Source organism: Kitasatospora sp. NPDC015120 (assembly GCF_043080305.1).
Taxonomy (GTDB): domain Bacteria; phylum Actinomycetota; class Actinomycetes; order Streptomycetales; family Streptomycetaceae; genus Kitasatospora.
In genome coordinates, this window is record NZ_JBIBVJ010000071.1 from 275 (window position 1) to 1,328 (window position 1,054).

Here is a 1,054-nt window from a genome sequence, read left to right on the forward strand (position 1 = left end):
CCGAGGTGTTGGGTGTCGAGCGCGTCGGGTTGGATGACGATTTCTTTGCGCTGGGTGGTAATTCGTTGATTGCGACTCGGGTGGCGGCTCGGTTGGGGCAGGCGCTCGATGCGCAGGTTCCGGTGCGGGTGTTGTTCGAGGCGTCGTCGGTGGAGTTGTTGGCTGCGCGGGTGGAGTCGGAGATCGGTTCGGGTGCGCGGGCGGCGTTGACGGCTCGGGTGCGTCCGGAGCGGGTGCCGTTGTCGTTGGCGCAGCAGCGGATGTGGTTCTTGAACCGTTTCGATACGTTGTCGTCGGCGAACAATATTCCGGTGGCGATTCGGTTGTCGGGGTTGTTGGATGTGGCGGCTCTGCAGGCTGCTGTGTCGGATGTTGTTGTGCGGCATGAGATTTTGCGGACGGTGTATCCGGAGGTCGACGGTGTCGGGTTCCAGGAGGTGTTGTCTGCGGATCGGGTGCGGTTGGATGTGTCGCCGGTTGTGGTGTCGGAGTCCGATGTCGTTGGTGCGGTGACGGAGTTCTTGTCGGCTGGTTTCGATGTGGCGGTGGAGGTTCCGGTTCGGGCGCGGTTGTTCGCGGTGTCGGAGTCGGAGTTCGTGTTGGCGTTGGTGGTTCATCACATCAGTGGTGATGGTGTGTCGATGGGGCCGTTGACGCGTGATGTGATGGTGGCGTACGAGGCTCGTTCTCGGGGTGAGGTGCCGGGGTGGGCGCCGTTGGCGGTGCAGTATGCGGATTACGCGTTGTGGCAGCGTGAGGTGTTGGGGTCCGAGGATGATGCGGGGTCGTTGATTTCGCGTCAGGTCGGGTTCTGGGAGTCGGCGTTGGCGGGGTTGCCGGATCAGTTGGATTTGCCGGCTGATCGTCCGCGGCCTGTGGTGGCGTCCAATCGTGGGGCGGATCATTCGTTCGTGGTGGGTGCGGATGTGCATGCTGGTTTGAATGATGTTGCTCGTGAGTCGAATTCGTCGTTGTTCATGGTGGTGCATGCGGCGTTGGCGGTGTTGTTGTCGCGGTTGTCGGGGACGTCCGATATTGCGATCGGTACTCCGGT

1 protein-coding gene is annotated in these 1,054 nt (G+C 62.0%); it reads left to right on the forward strand.

All coding sequences use genetic code 11. The features are described 5' to 3' along the window. Positions 1–1,054: condensation domain-containing protein (locus ACF1AK_RS36355; RefSeq protein ID WP_391503083.1), on the forward strand; the 1,054-nt coding region annotated here is incomplete at both ends.